General features: G+C 30.5%; 19 protein-coding genes and 1 tRNA gene. 19 read left to right on the top strand and 1 reads right to left on the bottom strand.

All coding sequences use genetic code 11. The features are described from left to right. The first annotated feature begins 39 nt into the window (after positions 1-39). From KVH43_RS10200 to KVH43_RS10245, 10 genes are all read left to right on the top strand, one after another. Positions 40-639 carry an RNA polymerase sigma factor gene (locus KVH43_RS10200; protein WP_218282428.1) on the top strand — a complete coding sequence of 200 codons (600 nt, stop codon included), beginning with the start codon at positions 40-42 and terminating at the stop codon, positions 637-639. Between the two features lie 14 nt (positions 640-653). Next, the gene (locus KVH43_RS10205; protein WP_218282429.1) at positions 654-1,931 is read left to right on the top strand and encodes a DUF4349 domain-containing protein; all 1,278 of its coding nucleotides are present in this window, start codon (positions 654-656) and stop codon (positions 1,929-1,931) included. Positions 1,932-2,117: 186 nt separating this feature from the next. Next, positions 2,118-4,784 carry a DNA polymerase I gene (polA, locus tag KVH43_RS10210; protein ID WP_218282430.1) on the top strand — a complete coding sequence of 889 codons (2,667 nt, stop codon included), beginning with the start codon at positions 2,118-2,120 and terminating at the stop codon, positions 4,782-4,784. A 17-nt stretch (positions 4,785-4,801) separates the two neighbouring features. Next, the gene (gene coaE, locus KVH43_RS10215) at positions 4,802-5,398 is read left to right on the top strand and encodes a dephospho-CoA kinase (RefSeq protein ID WP_218282431.1); all 597 of its coding nucleotides are present in this window, start codon (positions 4,802-4,804) and stop codon (positions 5,396-5,398) included. Positions 5,399-5,415: 17 nt separating this feature from the next. Then, entirely contained in the window at positions 5,416-5,985 is a 570-nt protein-coding gene (locus KVH43_RS10220; RefSeq protein ID WP_420829633.1) for a lytic transglycosylase domain-containing protein, read from the top strand. Between the two features lie 130 nt (positions 5,986-6,115). Further along, entirely contained in the window at positions 6,116-6,613 is a 498-nt protein-coding gene (locus KVH43_RS10225) for a DUF441 domain-containing protein (RefSeq protein ID WP_218282433.1), read from the top strand. Between the two features lie 16 nt (positions 6,614-6,629). After that, entirely contained in the window at positions 6,630-7,664 is a 1,035-nt protein-coding gene (locus tag KVH43_RS10230; protein WP_218282434.1) for a nicotinate phosphoribosyltransferase, read from the top strand. 21 nt (positions 7,665-7,685) lie between these two features. After that, the gene (locus tag KVH43_RS10235; protein ID WP_218282435.1) at positions 7,686-9,290 is read left to right on the top strand and encodes a peptide ABC transporter substrate-binding protein; all 1,605 of its coding nucleotides are present in this window, start codon (positions 7,686-7,688) and stop codon (positions 9,288-9,290) included. Between the two features lie 160 nt (positions 9,291-9,450). Continuing rightward, positions 9,451-9,535, top strand: a tRNA-Leu gene (locus tag KVH43_RS10240). Between the two features lie 173 nt (positions 9,536-9,708). Next, complete coding sequence (locus tag KVH43_RS10245) at positions 9,709-10,794, top strand: C40 family peptidase (protein WP_218282436.1); 1,086 nt, start codon at positions 9,709-9,711, stop codon at positions 10,792-10,794. 15 nt (positions 10,795-10,809) lie between these two features. Here KVH43_RS10245 and KVH43_RS10250 read toward each other — a convergent pair whose 3' ends face one another. Further along, positions 10,810-11,388 carry a lytic transglycosylase domain-containing protein gene (locus tag KVH43_RS10250; protein ID WP_218282437.1) on the bottom strand — a complete coding sequence of 193 codons (579 nt, stop codon included), beginning with the start codon at positions 11,386-11,388 and terminating at the stop codon, positions 10,810-10,812. 207 nt (positions 11,389-11,595) lie between these two features. On the opposite strand from KVH43_RS10250, the gene KVH43_RS10255 reads away from it, so the two are divergent. From KVH43_RS10255 to KVH43_RS10295, 9 genes are all read left to right on the top strand, one after another. After that, the gene (locus KVH43_RS10255) at positions 11,596-12,504 is read left to right on the top strand and encodes an SPOR domain-containing protein (protein WP_218282438.1); all 909 of its coding nucleotides are present in this window, start codon (positions 11,596-11,598) and stop codon (positions 12,502-12,504) included. Between the two features lie 11 nt (positions 12,505-12,515). Further along, positions 12,516-12,875, top strand: a complete 360-nt coding sequence (locus tag KVH43_RS10260; RefSeq protein WP_218282439.1) for a DRTGG domain-containing protein — start codon at positions 12,516-12,518, stop codon at positions 12,873-12,875. A gap of 5 nt (positions 12,876-12,880) precedes the next feature. Then, entirely contained in the window at positions 12,881-13,330 is a 450-nt protein-coding gene (locus KVH43_RS10265; protein ID WP_218282440.1) for an ATP-binding protein, read from the top strand. Continuing rightward, entirely contained in the window at positions 13,330-13,665 is a 336-nt protein-coding gene (locus KVH43_RS10270) for a DRTGG domain-containing protein (RefSeq protein WP_218282441.1), read from the top strand. Before KVH43_RS10265 ends, KVH43_RS10270 begins: the two co-directional genes overlap by 1 nt. A 1-nt stretch (position 13,666) precedes the next feature. Further along, positions 13,667-14,374, top strand: a complete 708-nt coding sequence (locus KVH43_RS10275; protein WP_218282442.1) for a PHP domain-containing protein — start codon at positions 13,667-13,669, stop codon at positions 14,372-14,374. 22 nt (positions 14,375-14,396) lie between these two features. Beyond that, complete coding sequence (locus KVH43_RS10280) at positions 14,397-14,963, top strand: ATP-binding protein (RefSeq protein WP_218282443.1); 567 nt, start codon at positions 14,397-14,399, stop codon at positions 14,961-14,963. A 239-nt stretch (positions 14,964-15,202) separates the two neighbouring features. Further along, positions 15,203-16,525 carry an electron transport complex subunit RsxC gene (gene rsxC, locus KVH43_RS10285; RefSeq protein ID WP_218282444.1) on the top strand — a complete coding sequence of 441 codons (1,323 nt, stop codon included), beginning with the start codon at positions 15,203-15,205 and terminating at the stop codon, positions 16,523-16,525. 17 nt (positions 16,526-16,542) lie between these two features. Continuing rightward, positions 16,543-17,478 carry an RnfABCDGE type electron transport complex subunit D gene (locus KVH43_RS10290; RefSeq protein WP_218282445.1) on the top strand — a complete coding sequence of 312 codons (936 nt, stop codon included), beginning with the start codon at positions 16,543-16,545 and terminating at the stop codon, positions 17,476-17,478. Continuing rightward, positions 17,479-18,039, top strand: coding sequence for an RnfABCDGE type electron transport complex subunit G (locus KVH43_RS10295; protein WP_218282446.1), 561 nt, complete (start codon positions 17,479-17,481; stop codon positions 18,037-18,039). Positions 18,040-18,049 lie beyond the last annotated feature (10 nt).

Consider the following 18,049-nt stretch of genomic DNA (forward strand, 5'->3'; position numbering starts at 1 on the left):
AAAAAGAGAATTGCTGTAAGAAGAAAGGAGGGACGTATTATGATTAAAACTGTAAACGAACTAATCGATCAAAGTCAACAAGGCGATATTAAAAGCTTTGAAGCTTTGATAAAGGATCATCAAAAGCTAGCATTTAATATTGCATATAGAATGTTGGGAAATATAGAAGACGCAAAGGATGCAACACAAGATGCTTTTATAAAAACCTATCGATCATTACATAAATTTAAGAGAGAAAGTAATTTTTCTACATGGTTGTATAGAATTGTAACAAATACTTGTTTAGATGTGTTAAGGAAAAGAAAATTACAAAAAACATATTCTTATGACTGTCAGATTGATACAGAAGATGGAGATATTATCAGAGATTTGCCAGATGCAACTAATTTGCCTGAAGATATGGTTGCAAAAAGAGAATGCCAAAGAAATATTCAAAATGCTATCAATTGTTTGTCAGAGGATCATAAAACGGTAATTGTATTAAGAGATATTAAAGGTTTTTCTTATGAACAGATTAGTAAAATATTAGATTGCTCAGAAGGAACGGTAAAATCAAGAATTAGTAGAGCAAGACAGTCATTAAAAAGAATTATGGAAAAGAATAGGGAACTTTATGATGAGTCTTACGTCAAATTATAGAAAGGAGGGATCTTATGAGATGTATGGAAATGGAAGAGATGATATCTCTTTATATAGATGATATATTAGATAAACATACAAAAGATATGTTAGATAAGCATTTAAAAGAATGTAAAGAATGTAGAAGTGAATATGAGAATTTAATGAGGCAGATTGATTTATGCAATAAACTTCCAATGGTTGATTTGCCAGAGGGCTTTGAAGACGATTTGCATGAAGCTTTATTAAAGGTCAATGAAGAAAATGAAACTTTAGATAAAAAAATAAATGTAGAGTCAATTTCTCTTAAGAAAAAGAATAAAAAGTTTAGTTGGAAGGTATTTTCTTCGATTGCGGCAGTATTTATTATACTAATTATATCTATTTCAACATTGAGTAGTATGAATATGGGTAAGAAAGAAGAAATAATTAAAGGATCAAAAGAAAATATAATGGAGATAAAACAAAGTATTGATGGTTTTGCTACACCTAACAAAAATGAAGTTGCATTAGATAATAGTGAATTTCGTGGTAATAATGCTAAAAGTATTAAAACGCTTAGGGGTAGCTCTAAAATTAATACTGTATCAGAAAAACAAGTAATAAAGTCAAATGAAAGAAAAATTATCAAGAGTGCTTATGTAGAGCTTGATATAGAGAATTATGATAAAAAATTCAATGAAATTATAAATATGACAGAAGCTATGGGAGGATATATTGAGGATTCAAATACTGCATACAGTCATTATGTTCCCGAAAAAGTGGAGACTTCCTTAAAAAAAGGAAATATAACAGTGCGTGTCCCAGAAGACAATTTTATAAGTATGGTAGAGAAAGTGAAAGAATTGGGAACAGTTACAAATTTTTCTATCAATGGCCAAGATATTACACAAATGTATAGAGATACTGCTAATGAAATAGAAAATCTTAAAATTCAAGAAAAAAGACTTCGAGAAATTATGAAAAAAGCCAATAATGTAAAAGATGTTCTAGAAGTAGAGAGAGAACTGACAAGGGTTCGTGGAGAACTTAATAGATTGACGGGTAATATTAAGAGATGGGATAACCTTGTTAGTCTTTCGAGTATTCATATATCCTTGAATGAGATTATTCATAAGGATAAAAAGATTCAACAGGTAGATCATTATATACTGGATAAAGCAAAAAAAGGATGGATTAGCACTGTAAATCATATTGTGGATTTTTTTGAAAAAAGCTTTGTTCTATTTGTAAGCATATTACCTATTATCTTATTAATAGGGGTTATTGGAATACCTATAATATATGTTATTAAAAAACTTCAAAACAAATAATCTCAAAAAAACAGGTCTAGTAAGAGACTTGTTTTTTTTAGTGGGAATTTTTTTATTTTCTAATTATATTTACTATTAATGTTGCAATGTTTTGTTATAATAAACACATAGATAATTATTAAGAATGTAGTTATGTTTACTATATTTTGAATAAGCCTTAGAAGAAATTACAAGGAGAGGATTAGTTTGGAAGGAAAAAAAATGATTATTATAGATGGGAATAGTCTTATAAATAGGACTTTTTATGCTTTGCCAGAGCTCACTACAAAGGATGGAATTCATACAAATGCTGTTTATGGATTTGTAAATGTACTTTATAGAATATTTGAAGACTATAAACCTGATTATATGAATGTAGCCTTTGATAAGAAGGCTCCAACATTTAGACACAAATCATATGATGCATATAAGGCTGGAAGAAAAAAAATGCCTTCAGAGCTTTCGGAACAGCTCCCTATATTAAAGGAGATATTAGATGCATTTAACATTAATAGAGTAGAGATTGAAGGGTTTGAAGCAGATGATTTAATTGGTACTATTGCAAGATTTTGCGAAAATAAAAATGTTTATTCTTATATAATTACAGGAGATAGAGATGCTTTGCAATTAGTTTCTGATAAAACGAAAGTGTTAATTACAAAAAAAGGAATTAGTGAATTAGAGGAATATGGTGAAGAGGAGGTTTTTGAAAAATATGGTGTAACGCCTAGAGAATTTATTGATTTGAAGGGTCTTATGGGAGATAAATCAGATAATATTCCAGGTGTTCCTGGTGTTGGTGAAAAGACAGCAACAAAATTGATAAAAGAATTTAAAAGTATTGAAAACTTATTGAAGAATATTGATAAGATTTCTAAAAATAAGCTGAGAGAAAAATTAGAAGAATATGCACAGCAAGCTGTATTGAGTAAAAAGCTAGCAACTATTATTACGGATGTGCCTGTTGAAATGTCATTAGAAGAGTTTAAAATGAAAGAGCCAGATAGAAAAAAATTGGTGGATTTATTTAATCGTTTAGAGTTTAGAAAATTGATGGATAAGGTTAAGCCTAAGGATGCACAAACAGAGAATAAAAAGAACAGTGTAAAAACTAAGATCATTCATTCTATAGAAGAATTAGAACCATTAAAAGAAAAGATCAGAAAAAACGGAGAGTTTTGTTTTAAAATATTTAGTGATCATATAGATTTGAGAAATGATAAGATTTTTGGAGTACATATTATAGTAGGAGATGAAAGCTATTTTATAGACATAAAGGGCGATTTAAAACTTTTAGAAGAGATGAAAGATGTTTTTGAAGATATAAATATAAAAAAATATGGACATGAAACAAAGAAGGATATGATTCTTTTAAAAGAAAACAATATTTCTTTAAATCGTGTAGATTTTGACTCAGCAGTTGCATTATATTTAATTGAACCAACGAGAAAATCATATGAAATTAGTTATATGGCATATGAATACTTCAATGAGGATATTTTTAGTGAAGAGGATTTATTAGGAAAAGGTAAGAAAAAGATAGGTTTGGATCAAGTACCTATAGAAAAACTAATAGCATATGGCTTTGGCTTTTGCAATACAGTCAGAAAGCTTAAGAAGCTTTTTATAGAAAAATTGAAGGAATATAATCTTGAAAAACTATATTATGAAGTGGAGTTACCTTTAATTGAAGTGCTAGCGGCTATGGAGTTTGAAGGCTTTATGGTAGATAAGGAAAAACTTAATGAATTAGGAAAGGTATTAGATGAAAGAATAGAGAATCTTAAAAAGGAAATATTTCATGAAGCAGGAGAAGAATTTAATATCAATTCTACAAAGCAGTTGGGAGAAATTTTGTTTAATAGACTTGGTTTGCCACCTATAAAGAAGACGAAAACAGGGTATTCTACTAATGCTGAGGTTTTGGAAAAGTTATATGATAAGCATAATATTATTCCTAAGATTATAGAATATAGACAAATGGTAAAATTAAAATCTACTTATGTAGATGGATTAATGGCTGTGATTAATCAAACGACTAAAAAAATTCATTCTAGCTTTAATCAAACAGTTACTGCTACTGGAAGAATTAGCAGTACAGAACCTAATCTTCAGAATATACCTATAAAGCTTGATGTAGGAAGAGAAATTAGAAAAGTATTTGTTCCTACAAATGAAGAATATTTATTGTTAGATGCTGATTATTCACAGATAGAATTAAGAATATTAGCTCACATATCTAAAGATCATAATTTAATAGAAGCATTCCATAAGGAGCAGGATATACATGCAGCAACTGCTTCTAAGGTTTTTAATGTACCAATAGATGAAGTTTCACCCCTTCAAAGAAGCAGGGCAAAGGCTGTAAATTTTGGGATTGTATATGGAATGAGTGATTATGGATTATCAGAAAATCTTCATATAACAAAAAAAGAAGCTCAAAAATATATAGATGAATATTTTGATAAATATACAGGTGTAAAAGAATATATGGACAATATTGTAGTAGAAGGAAAAGAAAAAGGATATGTAACGACTATTTTAAATAGGAGAAGATATATCCCAGAATTAAAGGCTAAAAACTATAATATACGTTCTTTTGGGGAAAGAACAGCGATGAATACACCTATTCAAGGAAGTGCTGCAGATATAATAAAAATAGCTATGATTCGAGTGTATAACGAATTGAAAAATAAAAACTTAAAGTCAAAATTAATTTTGCAAGTACATGATGAATTGATTGTGGAGGTTCATAAAGATGAAATTGAGCAAGTAAAAAAAATATTAAAAGAGGAAATGGAAAGTGCTATTAATTTAGAGGTGCCATTAAAGGTTGATATGCATATAGGAAATAGCTGGTATGAAACAAAGTAAAGAAAGGAAGTAGCTTGATGAAGGTAATAGGACTTACTGGTGGAATTGCTTCAGGAAAAAGCACAGCTTCAAATATATTAAAAGAATTTAAAATTCCTGTGATTGATGCAGATATTATTGCTAGAGAAATTGTTATGCCTGGAAAAGCTGCTTTAAATGAGATTAAAGCTGTTTTTGGTGAAAAAGTAATTACGGAAGATGGTCATTTAAATAGAAAAGAATTAGGAAAAATTGTTTTTTCAGATGAAGAAAAGCTAAAAAAGTTAAACGATATTACCCATAAAAGAATAATAAAAGAAATTATTAATAGGATAAATATATATGGAAAAATGAATACATATCCTGTTATAATAATAGATGCACCTCTTTTGATAGAACAACATATGGAAGAATTAGTAGATGAAGTTTGGCTAGTTACAGCTAGCAAAGCAGTACAGCTTAATCGTTTAATGAATAGAGATAAAATAAGTGTTGAAGATGCATTAAAGAGAATGAAAACGCAAATGTCTACTGAAGAAAAAAAGAAATATGCAGATGTTATTTTAGATAATAATAAAGATATTAATCATTTGAAGCGACAAATAGAGAAACAATTAAAAAGAATAAATAGCTAATTTGTGGAGGGATGTTTTTGATTTATATTGATTTAAGAGAATATAGGAAGTTACTTTTTATAATCGTTATTGTTATGACAGTAGGAGTAGCTTTGACTAATACAAATTGGCTATTAAAAATACTATATCCTATACACTATTGGGACCTTATAGAAAAATATGCAAAGGAATATGAATTAGATCCGTATCTTGTTGCAGCAATTATTAGAACAGAGAGTAAATTTGATGAGAAAGCAAAATCTAATAAAAATGCACGAGGGCTTATGCAGATATCTGAAGTAACTGGACAATGGGCTTCAGAGGAATTAAGAATTGATGATTATCATGAAGAAATTTTATATATTCCTGATATAAATATTAAAATAGGATGTTGGTATTTATATAAATTAAAAGAAGAATTTAATGGTAATTTGCAATTGATACTAGCTGCATATAATGGTGGAAGTGGAAATGTAAATAAATGGCTGAAAGATCCTAAATATAGTGATGAAGGTGAATTTTTAAGAGATATTCCTTTTCCTGAGACAAAGGCATATGTAAAAAAGGTTATGAAAAGTTATAAGGTTTATAGGATTATATATAGATAACAGGATATAACTTGTTATCTATATATTTATATAGGGATATAAGGATTTTGTTGAATAAAGTCTACAAGTAATTTATAATGATTATGTTAAACAAATCATACATACAAATAATAAATATAGGGGAGAAGTAATGAGTCAAGAATATTTAGGAAGTATTACGCTGCTAGTTTTATTGATACTAGCTATGGTGGGGAAAAACAATTCTTTAGCTTTAGCTGTAAGTGGGTTAATATTTTTGTTGTTATTAGGGAAAATGGGAGAAGAGGTAAAAGGTTTTTCTCACTCTATATTAATGTTTTTAAATAATTATGGATTAAAGATAGGTGTTATTATATTGATGATGGGTGTTCTTGCACCATTTGCATTAGGAGAATTAGATATTATATCAATGCTTTATAGCTTTAAAACTTATAAGGGATTTATAGGGATTGTTGCAGGGATACTAGTAGCTATATTAGGATCACGAGGAGGATATTTGCTTGATGTAGAACCTACTATTGTTACATCTGTAGTGATTGGAACTATATTTGGAATTGTAGTTTTTAAAGGTTATCCAGTTGGACCACTTATTGGATCAGGTATTGCATATTTTATGATTTATATAATAGAAATTTTCATGAAAAAATAGAAAGGAATGAGATTAAATGAAACATATGACAAGCCTTGAGGATATTAAAGACATAAAAATTAGTAAAGAAAGGTTAATACACTCAAGTAATCATGAAGAAATTCTATCAGGACTTACTACAGATGTTTATTTTTTAAGAACATTAGATATTTTAAGATATATGAAGCTTGATACAGAGATTGTAACAGCTGAAATTTTTGCTAGAAAACCCGGTATATTTGTAGGTATAGAAGAAGTAAAAAATATGTTAAAGGATAAGGCTGTTGAAGTATGGGCTATAGAAGAAGGAGAAGAATTTGAAGCAAAAGATACTTTAGTTAGAATTAAGGGTCCATATAAAGAGTTTGGTGTTTTGGAAACGGCAATGCTTGGGAGTCTAGCAAGTGCTAGTGGATGGGCTACGGCAGCAAGAAGAATAAAAGAAGCATGTGGAGAAAAGACTTTTCTTTGTTTTGGTGCAAGACATGTGCATCCAGCAGTTGCACCAGTAATGGAAAGAGCTGCTTTAATTGGAGGAGCAAATGGTGTAAGCTGTGTATTAGCAGCAAAGATTATGAACATAGAAGCATCAGGAACACTTCCTCATGCAGCTATGTTGATAGCGGGAGATACACTTGATGTTGCAAAGGTTTATGATGAAGTTACGCCAGAGTCTCATAAAAGGATTGTGCTAGTAGATACATTCAAAGATGAAGTCGAGGAAAGTTTACGTATTGCAAAAGCTTTAGGAGATAAGCTATTTGGTATTCGATTAGATACACCAAGTGAAAGAGGAGGAGTTACTCCTTATCTTGTAAGAGAATTAAGAAGCAAACTGGATATTAATGGATATAATCATGTTAAAATATTTGTATCTGGAGGATTGACACCAGAGAAAATTAGAATATTATCTGAAGCTGGTGCAGATTCTTTTGGAGTAGGTAGTTATATATCAGGGGCTCCTGCAATTGATATGACTATGGATATAAAAGAAGTAGGAGGAGAAGCTGTTGCCAAAAGAGGAAGAATTCCAGGGATAGTTGAAAATAGCAAATTAAAGAGAATTCTTTAGATAAAATGTGGAGGAATTTTGGTGAATGGAATAAAAAATGTACTATGCTTTTTCTTTATTATGATTATTTTATCAGGATGTATGGATAAGAATATAGAAATGGAACAAAATGAAAATGAGCCTGTGCAAATAGGAAAACCAGTATTTGGTGGTGAATTATCTATTCCTATCATTCAGTTTGATACATTAAATCCTATTTTAAATGATAATAAAAGTGTTTATTATTTAAATAAATTGATTTATGAGGGCTTAATAAGGCTAGATAAAAATTTAGATGCTAAGCCTGTATTGGCTGAGAGCTGGAATGTTTCAGATGATGGAAAGGAATGGATTTTCAAATTAAGAGATGATGTGTTTTGGCATGATGGAAAGCCTTTTACATCAGAGGATGTAAAATTTACAATTGATTCTATGAAGATTAATATAATTGGAAAAGAGTCTATATATAATGAACTTGTAAAGCATATAAAAAATACTAAGATTTTAAGTAAAGATAGTATAAAGATTGAATTTGATAATGCAATGAACAGTTGGATTGAGTTGTTTACTTTTCCAATTATTCCAAAACATCAGTTTCAAACAACTAGAAGGGTATACGATGCAGTTAATATAAAGCCTATTGGAACAGGTCCTTATAAGGTTGAAGCTTATAATAAATTTAAAAGTATAAAGTTAATTGCAAACGATGCTTATTGGGGGAAAAAGCCTTATATTGCTTCAATTATTGCAAAACGTGTGCCGGATAAAGAGGCTGCGTTAACTCTTGTTGAAGCAGGTGAGCTTGATGGGGCATCAGCAACGAATTTTGATTGGGAAAAGTATAGTGAAAATAAGTCTTTAAAGATTTATGAATATGTAACAAAGGAATATGAGTTTTTAGGATTTAATTTTCGCAATAAAATGCTTCAAGATAAAAATATTAGAAAAGCATTAGGATATGGTATTGATAGACATGCCATTATAAATGAAGTATATTTAGGTCATGCTACTGTAGTAGATGCACCTGTTTATCCAGATAGCTATTTATATGATGAGGAAGAAAAAAAGTTTGGAAAAGATCTATTGATAGCAAGAAAGCTATTAAAAGAATCTGGTTGGGAAAATAGAGATAAAGATGTATGGTTTGAAAATGAATTAGGTCAAGAACTTAGGTTGCATTTACTTGTAAATAGAGATAATGCTCAAAGATTGAAAGCTGCTAAAATGATTTCAGATCAGCTTAAAGAAATAGGGATAGATATTATTATTGATCCAGTTGACTGGAAAGAATATGAGAGAAGAGTAAGAAAAGGCCAGTTTGATATTGCTTTAGGTGGTTGGCAATTATCTGATATACCAGATCTTCGTTTTATTTTTCATTCAAGCTTTATAGGAAATACAAACTTTATTAGGTATAGTAATCCTGATTTAGATAAACTATTGAATGAAGCTGCTTTTATAAAGAATAAACAATTGAAAAAAAAGAAATATAAAGAGATACAACATTTTGTAGTAGATGATTTGCCATACTTTAGTTTATATTTTAAAAATAGTTCAATTATCATGAAGCAATATGTTAAAGGAGATATACTTCCTAAACCAAATAATATATATAATAATATAGAAAGCTGGTATATGAAAAAATAGAGTCTAGATATTCATTAGTCATGACAAACGCATTTAATTATTTTTGATTAAATAATTATATTTTTCTAATTGAATAGATTTAGAAATGCGTTTGTTTTGACTATGGGATTATAGGATATTGACAATGAATAGGCATGATGCTATACTGATATAGTAATATGCGAGAGTGCTGGAATAGGCAGACAGGCACGTTTGAGGGGCGTGTGTCGATTGGCGTACGGGTTCAAGTCCCGTCTCTCGCACCAAAAATTGTTAGCTACTCAATTATGAGTAGTTTTTTTTTACCAATTTTATTTTTTTATTCAATGAAGGATTTTATGTTTTTATGTAGAAATGTATTAAAGGCATATATAACGGCAATAATTATTAAGGGTAAACAGATGCTCATGTATATAATAATGTTATAGGGGGATCACAAATGATTAAATTTATGAAATATTTCTGTTTGATGGTATTGTGTAATTTGCTGATGATTTCTTTTGTCTATGGAGAAGGGAAAAACGATGGTATAGTAATAGGGAATCATGTAAATGTTAGACAGGAACCTAAAATGACATCAGCTGTTTTAAGTACTTTAAGGTTAGGAGAATATGTACATATTCTAAAAAACAGTGGAGAATGGTATGGTATAGCATTAGGTGATGGAAAGCTTGGATGGGTACATAATCAATTAGTTATTGTTGTAGATAAGGAAAAAGATTTTATTAAAAAAGGGATTGTAACAGCTAATGCTTTAAATATCCGACAACAGCCAGATATTGCTTCAAGTAGTATAGGAAAGTTATTTGCTGGTACAGAAGTAACAATAATAGATCAAAAATCGGATTGGTATGGCATTGATATTGACAGAGGCAAAGGTTGGGTTCATTCAGATTATATAAAGATAAAGCCTAATTATAAAATAGCAAAGATTACAGGAAATCATGTGAATGTAAGAAAAGCTCCTTCTTATACAGGAGAAATTGTAGGAACTTTAAATTTGGATAACTATGTGCAGGTAAAAGATTTTAAAGATGATTGGTTTAATATTATTCTGAAAGAGAATCGAGAAGGTTGGGTATATAAAGATTATTTAACTATTGTATTAAAAGATGTATCTGCTTCAAGAGGTAAGGACAGGTCTTCTTTAGGTATGAAGGTAGCAACTATTGCTAATGCTCAATTAGGTAAAAAATATGTATATGGAGCTAGTGGACCTAATACTTTTGATTGTTCAGGATTTACATCTTATGTATACAGAAAAATAGGAATAAAGCTTCCTAGAACATCTAGAGGACAAGCGACAGTGGGACAAAAAGTATCAAAGAGTGATTTAAGAATAGGTGATTTGGTATTCTTTGATACGAATGGGTCTAATAATGGGAAAATTAGTCATGTAGGTATATATATAGGGAATGGAAAGTTTATACATGCATCTTCAGGAAGGAAAAGAATTCTTATAACAGATTTAAATAATGATTCTTATTATAAAAGAGCATATGTTAAAGCTAGAAGATTGTTCTAAAAAACCCTACTGTTTTTACAGTAGGGTTTCAAAATTTTTTGTAGAAGTTATATGGTCATAGCTTTTTTTAAATTGCAGAACTTTATCTACATAGTTTTTGGTTTCTTTGAAAGGTGGAACGCCTTTATATTTATCTACGTTATTAGGACCAGCGTTATACGCAGCTAAAGCTAGTTTTGTATTTCCATTATATCTTGTCAACATGCTACGTAAATATTTAGTACCCCCATAGATATTTTGTACAGGGTCTAAAGGATTTGTGATACCTAGCCCTAAAGATGTTTGAGGCATTAACTGCATAAGTCCTTGTGCACCTGCTTTAGATAGAGCGCTTTTATTAAAATTTGACTCTGCTTTAATGACAGCTTTTACTAAATTTGGGTCGACATTAAATTTTTTAGAAGCAGCTTCAATGAGAGAATCATATGCAGTAGAAGAGATATCTTGAGATTTCACATTTTGGATTTTTTCATTTAGTATATCATTAAAATCTGATGTGGCTTTGTGTTTATTTAAATTTATATTAATAGGTAATCTACTTTGAATTTGAGCTATTTTATGATCAAGTATTTTTTGAATAAGATTATTAGGCATGGCAAAGACTCCTTTTCATATAATATAAAAAAATATACTATATTAAGTATCGGATATATTTTATATTTGTTTAGAAGAAAATGTAATTCATTAGAAATTATTTATGATTTGTAATATAGAAAAATGAAAAAAGAATAAGAATTATTCTTGAATCAAAAGGAAATAACATTTAGTTTGTAGAAAATATTCTTTAAAGGGGGCGAAGAAATGAGACAAACAAGAGTGAAGATTCGAAGAAAAAGTATGGGAAAAAAAATTACTTTTACAATTATAATTATATTTTTATTTAGTTTGTCTATATTAATAGGCTATTTAGGTACGAAATATGTGATTCTGCCGATGATTTCTTCTAATGAAATAGGAATAGAAAAAAATAATAAAAATAAAGGAATAAAAAAAGTAGTTAAAATGCAAGAAGAAATATCAGAAGCATCTAAGGAAGAATCAGAAAAAAACAATAAAACAAAAAAGATAGATAAAGCTACAAATGAAGGATATACAAATACCTTTGAAATAGAAGGAATTGATATATATAGTGTTCAAGTTGGAAGCTTTAAGACAAAACAAAATGCACTATCTTTAGTTAAGGAATTGAATAGCAAGGATATAGGAGCCTATATTTGGGATAATGATGGATATAAAGTAATAACTATGTCAATGTTAGATAGGAAAAGTATTGATAATATTCTACCAAATATTAAAAAACAATATACAGAAGCATTTGTTGTAACAAGAAGGGTTTCTTCAAAATCAATATCATACAAAAAAGAAGATTCTGCATATATAGATACTTTAGAAGGTCAGATAAAAAAGTTAATGGAAGTATTTAAAGCATTGGCTGAAAATATAAAGCAATCACAAAACAGTCAAATAGATATGGAACTAGCCAAAAAGCATATAGATGATTTAAAAGAGATTCAAGGGCGATTAAGAGGTGAAAATCCACCTGTTCAGATGAAAGCTATGCATAATGGACTTATAAAGTTAGTAGCTGATTTGATACAGGAGTTAGAAACAGCAGAAAAGAATGATAAAAAGTTATTTTTAGGGATACAAAACGCTTTTATAAAAGGAGTGTACCAATATTCATATTTTTTAGACAATAATGAATATTGAGGGGGATTTGAATGAAAATTACTAAAATCATGGAATTGTTAAATGCTGAATGCCTAGTAGGAGAAAATTTATTGGATATGGAAGTAGATCAAGCCTTTGGATGTGATTTAATGAGTGATGTGCTAGCTTTTATCAATGGAAAAACTTTATTGCTTACAGGTCTTACGAATCTACAGGTAATAAGAACAGCAGAAATGACAGATATTAATACAGTGGTTTTTGTACGAGGGAAAAAACCTGTTAAAGAAGCTATTGAATTAGCTAAAAAAAATAATATGATATTGCTTAGTACAAATCACATTCTATATACTGCTTGTGGAATACTATATGCTAATGGACTCAAAGGTATTCCTAGCAGGGGAGGAGCGTAGGTTTTATGGTTAATGAACAAGAGAAAAATAGTATTAAATTAGAATATGAGATTATAAAAGATGATTTTTCAAGAGCTGGGGAAGCATCAAGCAATATTAAAAAAGTTCTTAGACAGCTAGGAATTGATTCAAAAGCTATTAAGAAGATAGCCATTGTTACATATGAGGCTGAAATGAATATAGTGATCCATTCAGAAGGAGGAAAAATAACTGTATTGATAAGTCCTAATGCTGTAGAGATTGTTGCTAGGGATAATGGTCCGGGTATAAAAAACATTGATAAAGCGATGGAGGAAGGATATTCAACTGCTTCTAATAAAGTAAGAGAATTGGGATTTGGAGCAGGTATGGGACTACCTAATATAAAAAGATATAGTGATGAATTTCATATAGAATCGAAGATAGGTGAATTTACAATATTGAAGATGAAAATATATATACAGGAGGAAGTATGATGCAGGTTAAAAATCTTATTGAAAAAGAGAATTTTAAATTAATCACAAACGATAAAGATATTTCTAAAGAAATTAAAGGTTTATATTGTTGTGATTTATTAAGCTGGGTTATGTCTCATGCTAAAGCAGGTGATGCATGGATTACGGTACAGACGCATATGAATATTGTAGCAGTAGCAAGTCTGTTGGATATTAGCTGTATCATTATCCCAGAATCTATTGAAATAGATAAGGAAACAATAGACAAGGCAAACGAAGAAAATATTCCGATTTTAAGTACAAATTTAAATAGCTATGAAATTTTTTGTAAAATGCATGAATTAGGACTAAGATAATATGAAAATAGCTATAGATTTTCATATTCATACAGCATTATCTCCTTGTGCTGATGAAGATATGACTCCTAATAACATTATAAATATGTGTATATTAAAAGGGCTAGATGCAATAGCGATTACAGATCACAATAGTGTAGAGAACTGTAGGGCGTGCATGGAGCTTGGAGAAAATAAAGGAATACTCGTCATTCCGGGAATGGAGGTTCAAACAAAGGAAGAAGTACATTTGATTTGTCTATTTGAAGATATTAATACAGCTTTAGCTTTTCAAAAATTAATATACGGTAAATTACCTAAAAAGGAAAATAACCCAAAATTTTTTGGAAGACAAATTATTTTCAACGAAAAAGATGAAGTGATAAGAGAAAATAATATGATGCTAATAGCTTCTGTCGACCTTTCTATAAATGAAGTATTTCATGAAGTATATAAGCTAAGAGGAATAATCATTCCAGCACATGTAGATAGAAGTTCTTATAGTTTAATAGGAACATTAGGATTTATTCCTGAAAAATTATCCATAAAAACATTAGAAGTGTCAAAGAGATGCAATATAAATGCATTTTTGGGAAAATACAGTATTTTTAGAAATTATCGATTTATTCAAAATTCAGATGCACATCATCTATGGGATATATTAGAGAGAGAAAGCTTTATTGAGGTGAATAAGAAAGATATAAAGAGTATTTTTGATATTTTAAGATAAATTTTTAGGGAGGTCTTACGAGTTGAGAGAATTATCCCTTCATATACTGGACATTGTTCAAAATAGTATTGCTGCAAATGCTACTTTTATTGAAATAATTATTGATGAAAATGATGAAAAAAATTGTATGACAATAGAAATTGTTGATAATGGCATAGGTATGAGTGAAGAATTAGTAAAAAAAGTAGTAAATCCTTTTGTTACGACTAGAAAAACAAGAAAAGTGGGATTGGGTATTTCATTGTTTAAAGCAGCTTGTGAAAGATGTAATGGGAAATTTCATATTGAATCTGAGTTAGGAAAAGGAACAAAAATAATTGCTAGCTTTGAAAAAAATCATATTGACCGAGCGCCTTTAGGAAATATGGTAGATACAATGATCATCATAATTTTGTCGAATGAAAAAATTGATTATTTGTACAAACATAGGATTAATAAAGAGGAGTTTGTATTAGATACAAGGGAGTTAAGAAAAGTTTTAGGAGATGTTCCACTAAGCAATACAGAAGTGATTGACTGGATAAAGCAGTATATGGTAGAGGGACTTGAGGAGTTAAGAATTAAAATTGTAAATGATAAGTTAGATTGACTTTTTTAGACATAGAAGTTAATATATAAATGTATGCTTTTAGTAAAGTTTTGTTTTAATGAGCTACCAATTTTTATGGGAAATCATGAACTGAGAGTAGTCTGTTTTTATACATTATACAGTATACAAACAGATATTTTAAAGTTTACCATAAAAAAATGTAGTGAAAAACAAAACGGTCATTGCTTGTGGTCAAAAAATTTTTAGATTCAATTTTATGAAATAAGGGGTGAATATAAATGAGTCTTTTATCCTTCAGAGGCGGGGTACATCCTCCTCATTACAAGGAAGCAACAGAAAGATGCAAAGTAGAAAAGGCGAAAGAGCCTAGTCGTGTTGTTATACCATTACAACAACACATTGGGGCACCTTGTGAAGCTTTAGTAAAGCCAGGAGACAAGGTAAAGGTAGGGCAAAAAATAGGGGAAGCAAAGGCTTTTGTTTGTGCACCTGTTCATAGTAGTGTTTCAGGTGAAGTAAAACAAGTCACAAAAATGCTTACCCCAACAGGTGAAGCAGAGTGCGTTGTTATTGAATCTGATGGTTTAAATGAACTTCATGAAAGCGTTAAACCAAAAGGAGATCTAGAAAATTTATCAGGAAAAGAAATTTTAGAAATCATTAAAGAAGCTGGTATTGTTGGTATGGGAGGAGCTACTTTCCCAACACATGTAAAGCTTTCACCACCACCTGATAAAAAAGTTGATACCATTATTTTAAATGGTGCCGAGTGTGAGCCATATTTAACTGCTGACCACAGACTTATGTTAGAAAATCCAGAAAGTATTGTTTTTGGATTAAGAGCAATGATGAAGGTGGCAAGTGTTTCCAAAGCGTATATTGGCATAGAAGATAACAAGCCAGATGCTATAGAAAGTATGAAGAATGCTGCAAAAGAATATAAAGAAATTGAAGTTGTAGGGCTTAGAACTAAGTATCCTCAAGGAGCAGAAAAACAGTTAATTTATGCTTGTACAAAAAGAGAAGTTCCATCTGGTGGACTTCCAATGGATGCGGGTGTTATTGTAAATAACGTGGCAACAGCTTCAGCTATTGGCAATGCAATTAAAACAGGAATGCCTTTAATAGAAAGAATTTGTACGATTACAGGAAAAGGCATTAAAGAACCTAAAAACTTGTTGATTAAGGTAGGTACTTCAATTAAAGAAATTATTGAACAGTGTGGTGGATATAATGGAACGCCTGGCAAGCTTATTTTAGGTGGACCAATGATGGGACTTTCTCAATATACGGACGAAATTCCTTCAACGAAGGGTACATCAGGGATACTTGTATTTACACCAGAGGAGGCAAGACTTCCTGAACCAAAAGCATGTATAAGATGTGGTAAATGCGTTGAAATTTGTCCAGCTTTCTTGCAACCACTATACATAAGTGCGTATGCTTTAAACAATATGTATGATACAGCTGAAAAATATCGTGCCCTAGACTGTATAGAATGTGGTTCTTGTTCATTTATCTGTCCTTCCAAGAGACCACTACTACAGTCTATTAGAGTTGCTAAGCGTGAGATTATAGCTAAGAAAAGAAAGAGTAAGTAATGGGAGGGAAAGAGAACATGGAGAATCGATTGATTGCATCTTCGTCTCCCCATATAAGGGCAGATGAATCAGTAAATAAAATAATGCGTGATGTTGTTATTGCGTTACTTCCTGCAACATTAGCAGGCGTATATTTCTTTAGAATGGGAGCAGTAAAAGTAATTTTAGCTGCTGTAATTGCCGCAGTATTGACAGAAGCTGCTATTCAAAAAATTTGTAAAAAGCCAGTTACAATTAATGATTGGAGTGCTGTAGTTACAGGATTATTATTGGCATTTAATATTCCAGCTAGTGCACCCTGGTGGATTCCTGTAATTGGGTCAATTTTTGCTATAGCAATTGTTAAACAAGTATTTGGTGGACTTGGTCATAACTTTATGAATCCAGCTTTAGCTGCACGTGCAATGCTACTTGCTTCATGGCCAGTTCAGATGACAGCTTGGATAAAGCCAGGAGCTGATGCTGTAAGTACAGCTACACCTTTAGGGATGCTAAAAGAAGGTACAACAGAAGCGTTTCCTTCATTAGCTGATTTAGTTATAGGAAATGTTGGAGGATGTATTGGTGAGACTTCTGCTATATTATTAATTATTGGTGGGATTTATCTTGTATATAGAGGAGTTATTACACCAAGAATTCCTGTAATATATATAGGAACAGTAGCAGTACTTATGATGATCTTCGGAGGCTTTGATGTAAATTATATGCTTACAAATGTATTTGCGGGTGGACTAATGATTGGTGCGATATATATGGCAACAGATTATGCTTCATCACCTGTAACACCAAAAGGGCAAGTGATTTTTGCACTTGGATGTGGTATTTTAACTGCAGTTATTAGAAAGTTTGGTGGATATCCAGAGGGAGTATCCTATTCAATACTTGTAATGAATGTGGCTGCACCACTTATCGATAAATATACAAGCCCAAGAGTATTTGGGGAGGTGAAGTAAATGAAAGAGATAGCTAAATTAGGAATAATTCTTTTCATTATTGCAGCTGTAGCAGCTTGTGTTCTTGGATATGTAAATGACATTACAAAAGCTCCAATTGAGCAGCAAATGATTCAAGCAAATGTTAAGGCTCGTCAAACAGTTCTTCCAGATGCTACTGAGTTTGAAGAAGTAGACAAGTCTGAATATGAAGGATATGAAAATATTATCGAAGTTTATAAAGGTTTAAAGGATGGCGAAGTAGTAGGATATACAATCAAAACAAATCCAAATGGATATGGTGGACCAGTTGAAGTAATGATTGGATTGAGTATGGATGAAGTGATTACTGGTGTAAGCATAGGAAACCATACAGAAACACCAGGACTTGGAGCAAAAGCATCAGGAGAATTCAAGGATCAATATAATGGAAAAAGCACAGAAAAAGAATTAACGGTTATTAAATCAGGAGAAGCGAAGGACAATGAAATTATGGCTATTTCAGGAGCTACTATTACTTCAAGAGCGGTAACTAAAGGAGTAAATAGTGCTATGAAATTATTTAATGAAAAGTTAAAGTAGTTTTGGAGGT

This window comes from Crassaminicella indica (assembly GCF_019203185.1).
GTDB classification, from domain to species: Bacteria; Bacillota; Clostridia; order Peptostreptococcales; family Thermotaleaceae; genus Crassaminicella; species Crassaminicella indica.

What these genes read in the sequence shown, in the direction of transcription:
- KVH43_RS10200 (WP_218282428.1), top strand. Translation starts at nt 40, where the DNA reads ATGATTAAAACTGTAAACGAACTAATCGATCAAAGTCAACAAGGCGAT.
- KVH43_RS10205 (WP_218282429.1), top strand. Translation starts at nt 654, where the DNA reads ATGAGATGTATGGAAATGGAAGAGATGATATCTCTTTATATAGATGAT.
- coaE (WP_218282431.1), top strand. Translation starts at nt 4,802, where the DNA reads ATGAAGGTAATAGGACTTACTGGTGGAATTGCTTCAGGAAAAAGCACA.
- KVH43_RS10225 (WP_218282433.1), top strand. Translation starts at nt 6,116, where the DNA reads ATGAGTCAAGAATATTTAGGAAGTATTACGCTGCTAGTTTTATTGATA.
- KVH43_RS10230 (WP_218282434.1), top strand. Translation starts at nt 6,630, where the DNA reads ATGAAACATATGACAAGCCTTGAGGATATTAAAGACATAAAAATTAGT.
- KVH43_RS10245 (WP_218282436.1), top strand. Translation starts at nt 9,709, where the DNA reads ATGATTAAATTTATGAAATATTTCTGTTTGATGGTATTGTGTAATTTG.
- KVH43_RS10250 (WP_218282437.1), bottom strand. Translation starts at nt 11,388, where the DNA reads ATGCCTAATAATCTTATTCAAAAAATACTTGATCATAAAATAGCTCAA.
- KVH43_RS10255 (WP_218282438.1), top strand. Translation starts at nt 11,596, where the DNA reads ATGAGACAAACAAGAGTGAAGATTCGAAGAAAAAGTATGGGAAAAAAA.
- KVH43_RS10260 (WP_218282439.1), top strand. Translation starts at nt 12,516, where the DNA reads ATGAAAATTACTAAAATCATGGAATTGTTAAATGCTGAATGCCTAGTA.
- KVH43_RS10265 (WP_218282440.1), top strand. Translation starts at nt 12,881, where the DNA reads ATGGTTAATGAACAAGAGAAAAATAGTATTAAATTAGAATATGAGATT.
- KVH43_RS10270 (WP_218282441.1), top strand. Translation starts at nt 13,330, where the DNA reads ATGCAGGTTAAAAATCTTATTGAAAAAGAGAATTTTAAATTAATCACA.
- KVH43_RS10275 (WP_218282442.1), top strand. Translation starts at nt 13,667, where the DNA reads ATGAAAATAGCTATAGATTTTCATATTCATACAGCATTATCTCCTTGT.
- rsxC (WP_218282444.1), top strand. Translation starts at nt 15,203, where the DNA reads ATGAGTCTTTTATCCTTCAGAGGCGGGGTACATCCTCCTCATTACAAG.
- KVH43_RS10290 (WP_218282445.1), top strand. Translation starts at nt 16,543, where the DNA reads ATGGAGAATCGATTGATTGCATCTTCGTCTCCCCATATAAGGGCAGAT.
- KVH43_RS10295 (WP_218282446.1), top strand. Translation starts at nt 17,479, where the DNA reads ATGAAAGAGATAGCTAAATTAGGAATAATTCTTTTCATTATTGCAGCT.